6 protein-coding genes are annotated in these 5137 nt (G+C 47.3%); all 6 read right to left on the bottom strand.

Going from position 1 to position 5137, the window contains the following annotated elements; translation table 11 throughout:
* Positions 1–643: 643 nt before the first annotated feature.
* A complete protein-coding gene (gene ychF / locus Q0256_RS05540; protein ID WP_005870563.1) occupies positions 644–1747 on the bottom strand; it encodes a redox-regulated ATPase YchF in 1104 nt (367 codons plus the stop codon).
* Positions 1748–3208: a leucyl aminopeptidase gene (locus Q0256_RS05535; protein ID WP_297960898.1), complete on the bottom strand. Its 1461-nt coding sequence runs from the start codon at positions 3206–3208 to the stop codon at positions 1748–1750. It lies immediately after the preceding gene.
* Positions 3183–3800 (bottom strand): DedA family protein, encoded by a 618-nt coding sequence (locus Q0256_RS05530; protein WP_297960895.1) that lies wholly within the window; start codon positions 3798–3800, stop codon positions 3183–3185. The genes Q0256_RS05535 and Q0256_RS05530 overlap by 26 nt, the downstream gene beginning before the upstream one ends.
* A 2-nt stretch (positions 3801–3802) precedes the next feature.
* Positions 3803–4351, bottom strand: coding sequence for an adenine phosphoribosyltransferase (locus tag Q0256_RS05525; RefSeq protein ID WP_291937052.1), 549 nt, complete (start codon positions 4349–4351; stop codon positions 3803–3805).
* Positions 4348–4590 (bottom strand): hypothetical protein, encoded by a 243-nt coding sequence (locus tag Q0256_RS05520; protein ID WP_177388948.1) that lies wholly within the window; start codon positions 4588–4590, stop codon positions 4348–4350. Before Q0256_RS05520 ends, Q0256_RS05525 begins: the two co-directional genes overlap by 4 nt.
* Positions 4587–5137, bottom strand: a 551-nt coding sequence (locus Q0256_RS05515; RefSeq protein WP_297960892.1) for a hypothetical protein, incomplete at its 5' end; no start/stop codon positions are given. The genes Q0256_RS05520 and Q0256_RS05515, both read right to left, overlap by 4 nt.

Below are 5137 nucleotides of genomic sequence, written 5' to 3'. Positions count from 1 at the left end.
TCTGCGGCGCGATGGAATTCTACGCGACAAAATTCCGCGACTTCGAATTTCGTGCGGCAAGATGGGCTAATCGCGAGCTTGATTTTAAAATTTTCGCTAAATTCTGCCGCGCCTATCGGCGGCAAATTTAATACGGTTAGATTTACGAGCGCAGTCCGCACCGCGCACTAAACAAACATGTTTAAATTTAAGATCATAAAAATTTAAAAATCGCCGAATGTCAAATTTGTAAGCTGCAAATTTAAATATAGAGCTCAAATACTATCGCGCGCAGATACAAGCTATTGTGATCTTTAGCAAAATTTTGCCTCTTTAAATTTACGCGCAGTTTTTGCCGTGTATAAATTTTAATGCAATTTTGGAAGTATTTCTTAGACGTATTTGCTAGGCGAATTTAAGCACAAATCCAGCGCAGTGCAACTTTGCTTGCGTAAAATTTTAACGCGAGCAAAGCCGATTAAATTTGACCTCGAAATTTTAACGAGGCTTTAGCGCACAAGTCTCGTTTTGTTCTAGCGATACAAATTTCAGCTAAAATCCGCTGCTCGCAAAAATCGAAATTTATTAAATTCGCGTTTGATCTAAAATTTACAAAATTTTAAAGCTAGCGCAGACCAAATTTCAATGCGTCTAAAAATAAATTTTAAACATTAAATCTAAAGTGCATCACGTCGCCGTCTTGCACGACGTAGTCCTTGCCCTCAAGGCGCATCTTGCCCGCTTCTTTTGCCCTACTCTCGCCGCCGCACGCGATAAAATCATCAAATCCGATCACCTCGGCGCGGATGAAGCCGCGCTCAAAGTCGTTGTGGATCACGCTCGCGGCCTTCGGAGCCTTCCAGCCCTTCGTGATCGTCCACGCGCGCACCTCCATCTCGCCCGCGGTAAAGTAGCTGATGAGGCTGAGCTTCGCAAAGGAGCGCTTGATGATGAGCTCCAGCCCGCTTTGCTGCGCGCCCAGGCTTTGTAGCATCTCGTGCGTCTCCTCGTCGCTTAGCCCTATGAGCTCCTCTTCGATCTTGGCACAGAGCTTGATCACCTCGGCGCCGCGGGCGTTTGCGTATTCTCTTACGCGCGCGACATATTCGTTATCCTGCGCGATGCCGTCTTCGTCCACATTTGCGCCGTAGATTACATCTTTGGCGCTAAGCAGGCGCAGCTCGCGATTTAAAGCGATGTAGCTTTCGTCCTCCTTGAGCGCAAAATTTGAAGCGGGCTTGCCGTCGTTTAGATGCGCTAAAAGCTCGTTTGCCACGGCTAGCGCCTCTTTAGCGCCCTTTTGATTTGCTTTGGCTTCCTTGCCGAGGCGCTCGATCTTGCGGCCAAGCTGCTCTATGTCCGCTAAAATAAGCTCGGTTTCGATGATCTCGATGTCGCGGATAGGATCGACGCAGCCTTCGACGTGGGTTATGTCGCCGCTTTCGAAGCAGCGCACGATATGAAGGATGATCTCGCACTCGCGGATATTTGAAAGAAATTTATTCCCCAGACCCTCGCCTTTGCTCGCTCCGCGCACGAGGCCCGCGATATCGACGAACTCGATGGTCGAATGCACGATGCGACCGGGCTTAACGATCTGTGCTAGCTTACCGAGCCTGGCATCGGGCACGGGCACGACCGCTTTATTAGGCTCGATCGTGCAGAATGGATAATTCTGCGCCTGCGCGTTTTGCGCGCCGCTAAGTGCGTTAAAGGTGGTGGATTTACCGACGTTCGGAAGCCCTACAATCCCTACTGAAAGCCCCATCTACGCGTCCTTTAGCTCTTTAGCTAGAGCCTGCAAGAAATATAAGTTTGCTCTCACGCCCGCACCAGTCGCGCCCGCTGCGTAATAGCCCCACGCCTTTTCGAGATACGCAGGCCCTGCGATGTCTAGGTGCAACCACTTGCCTTTATACTCGTCTTTTATAAATTTATCCAAAAATAGTCCCGCGGTTATCGCGCCGCCGTATCTACTGGAAGCGCAGTTAGAGACGTCCGCGATACTGCTTTTGATTAGCTCGCGCAGATAATCGTTAAATTCCAAAATACTAAATAGCTCGCCGCTTGATCCGCTAAGATCTTTAAATTTACGCTTTAGCTCCTCGCTGTTTCCCATAATGCCGCTAGTGTATTCGCCCAGGCCCACGACGCAAGCGCCAGTAAGCGTCGCCATATCGATTAGCAGATCGGGGGCAAGATCCTGCGCGTAGCTTAGGCAGTCGGCAAGCACGAGCCGCCCCTCCGCGTCGGTGTTTCGCACCTCTATGCTTACGCCGCTGCGGCTAAGCAGCACGTCGTCGGGTTTATACGAATCGCCGCCGATCATATTTTCGGTAGCGCCGATAACCGCGTGTATCTCAAACGGCAGCTCAAGCTCGGCAGCGCCCTTGATGATGCCCATCGCAGCAAGCGCGCCGCTTTTGTCGCTTTTCATCGTAAGCATATAATCGCTCGGCTTCAGACTTAGCCCGCCGCTGTCGTAAGTAAGCCCTTTGCCCACGAAAACGACGCGCTTTAGGCAGCGCTGCGGCTTATAGATCAGATGGATTAGGCGCGGCGGATGAGCGCTGGAGCGATTGACCGCCAAAAACGCATTCATATTCTGCTCGCGCAAAAAGTCCTCGTCGTAAATTTTAACGCTCACGTCGTCGTAGTTCGAGGCTAGAATTTCAGCCTCGCTCGCCATCTTTTCGGGCGTGTAAATTTCAGGTATCTCATTGACGCCGTCGCGCGCAAAATTTGCGGCGTTTGCCATCACGATGCCCTGTTGCACGCCATAGTTCATCTTTTGCACGTCGGGGCTACTGCCGCCGTACTCCTGCGTCGAGATTAAAATTTCATTCAAGCTGGAGCTTTTTTTATCGCTTTTATATTTGTTAAACTCATAGCCGCCCAAAAGCACGCCTTCAACCATCGCCATCGTGCTTCTGCGGTCGCAGCCGCATTTGTAAAAGGCGATTTTAAAATTTTTGATCGCGTAGCCCTTAAGCGCGTTGTATGCGCTCGCAAGCGCCACTCGCAGCCTATCAAAACTAAGCTCTTTGATCCCCACGTACAGCCGCCCGCTCTCGGCAAGCAGCAGATTGCCCTCGCCTTTATAGTTAAAGAGCGCAAACTTATCCGCGTCTTTAATAAATTCGTGATTTAAATTTTTATCTACGACTAGAATAACTTCAAAATCCGCCTCTATCTCGTTAATTTTACGATCTAGCAGTTTTACTTTCATCTCGTTCCTTTCGTGAGTTCATAAAGTGATTTTCCATACGTTTAAATAACCTAAAAAATAGATATAAAATTCCGCCTATGATAGGTATCGCAAAATACCAGTGTTGCTCGATTAGCCGCAGCCCGCTCCAGATCTCCTCACCGAAATACCACGCCAAAACCATCGTTACACCCGACCAGCACCAAGCGCTAAAAAGATTGATAATCGCAAATTTCTTTGCGCTGTAGCGAGTGATGCCGATACTCATCGGGATGATGACGCGAAAGCCATACATATAGCGCTGCATTAAAATTATCGGCCAGCCGTAGCGTTGCAAAAGCAGGTGCGCAATCGCAAATTTTCGGCGCTGCGCCGCGAGCTTTTTACTGATATATTTTTTGTTGTAGCGACCGATATAAAAATAAAACTGATCGCCGCAAAATGCCCCAAGCCCCGCGACAAAGATACCTAGTGGCAAATTTATATGTCCCTCGTGCGCCATTATGCCGCCTAAAATCAGCGCGATTTCGCCTTCTAAAATACACCAAACAAAAAGCACGATATAGGCGTATTGGTGGTATTCTTGCAGTAAATTTTTAAGTAGCTCTTCCAAAATCACGCCTCTAAAACGCAATAAACGTTTGTGCGACGCGAAAACTCGCCTAGATCGTTTAACTCACGTAAATTTAGCAAAAAGCAGGCTTCAACGCACTTAGCCTGCGTCTGCGCGATGAGATCTAATGCCGCTCGTGCGGTGCCTCCGGTGGCGATAAGATCGTCGATTAGCAGTACCTTGGCATCCTGCACGCCGGAGAACGCATCCACGTGCATCTCGACCTGATCGAAGCCGTATTCAAGGCTGTATTTTTGCGAAATCGTGATATAAGGAAGCTTCTTTGGCTTTCTAATTGGCACAAAAGCAACCCTCAACCTCGCAGCAAGTGCCGCTGCAAAAATAAATCCGCGACTTTCTATGCCTACTATATAATCAAGTCCATAATCGGCGTAGCGCTCGGCTAGATGATCAAGCAGGAAATTAAACGCCTCGCGATCGCCTACGAGCGTCGTGATATCGTAAAACAAAATACCGGGCTTTGGGAAGTCGCGCACGGTGCGGATCGAGCGAAATAAATAGCTTTTTTGCTCGCTGCTTAGACTTTTCATAGCTTACCTCTTTTCAATCTTGCGTTTTGGATTTTTAAGCTGCAGTTTTCGCTCTCCTCGTTTTGCAGAGCCTCGATGCCGAAGCGAAGGGCAGTTTTGAGCTTTTCGTTATCGCTTTTAAGCTTTGAAATTCTTTCTTCGCTCTTGCGAAGTAAGGCGTAAATTTTAGAATTTTTTCGGATCGATAGAATAAGTAGTGCTGCAAAAAATAGCGCTAAAACGCCTAATGCTACGCTCATTGCTCGCCTCCTTTATTTGAATTTGCAAAGCGGCGCATAGTAGCGGAGGTTGCGCTAAAATAGGCAGAATTTAAGCTTTTAAAATCTATGCTAGAAAGATTTGTACCCTTTAAATTTACGCTCGTAATAGCAAAATTCGCATTTTTTAAACCCGCACTAGCGCAATTTATATTTTCTAGCTTAACGCTCATGCAAACGGAATTTGTAGCCTTGAAATTTATAATTGCTGGGTTCAAACCGACAAAATCTTTGCGGCTAGCTTTTTGAGCAAAATTTTTCTCGCAAACGCTCGCGCGCGTAGAATTTGCTCTAGTGAAATTTTTATCTAGCGGATTTTTCCCATCAAAGATTATCTTTGCATGCGCAAAATTTAAATTTATATGATGTGCACCACCAAAGCTTATCAAGGAATTCTCGCCGGTAAATAAGGAATTTTTATCGTTAAAGCTCCGTGCAAAATTTGACGCGGAATCCGTGTAGATAGGATTTTTGCTAGAAGGATTTTTACCAGCGAAGCTTGATTTGAAATTTCGCCCATTTAAATTAG

The organism is uncultured Campylobacter sp. (assembly GCF_937949835.1).
Classification (GTDB): domain Bacteria; phylum Campylobacterota; class Campylobacteria; order Campylobacterales; family Campylobacteraceae; genus Campylobacter_B.
The sequence above is the reverse complement of the archived record's forward strand: the minus strand, read 5'-3'. Positions and strand labels throughout refer to the sequence as shown.

Bases quoted from the DNA above. Each gene is read 5' to 3' on its own strand.
- Q0256_RS05535 (WP_297960898.1), bottom strand. From the start codon at position 3,208: ATGAAAGTAAAACTGCTAGATCGTAAAATTAACGAGATAGAGGCGGAT.
- Q0256_RS05525 (WP_291937052.1), bottom strand. From the start codon at position 4,351: ATGAAAAGTCTAAGCAGCGAGCAAAAAAGCTATTTATTTCGCTCGATC.
- ychF (WP_005870563.1), bottom strand. From the start codon at position 1,747: ATGGGGCTTTCAGTAGGGATTGTAGGGCTTCCGAACGTCGGTAAATCC.
- Q0256_RS05520 (WP_177388948.1), bottom strand. From the start codon at position 4,590: ATGAGCGTAGCATTAGGCGTTTTAGCGCTATTTTTTGCAGCACTACTT.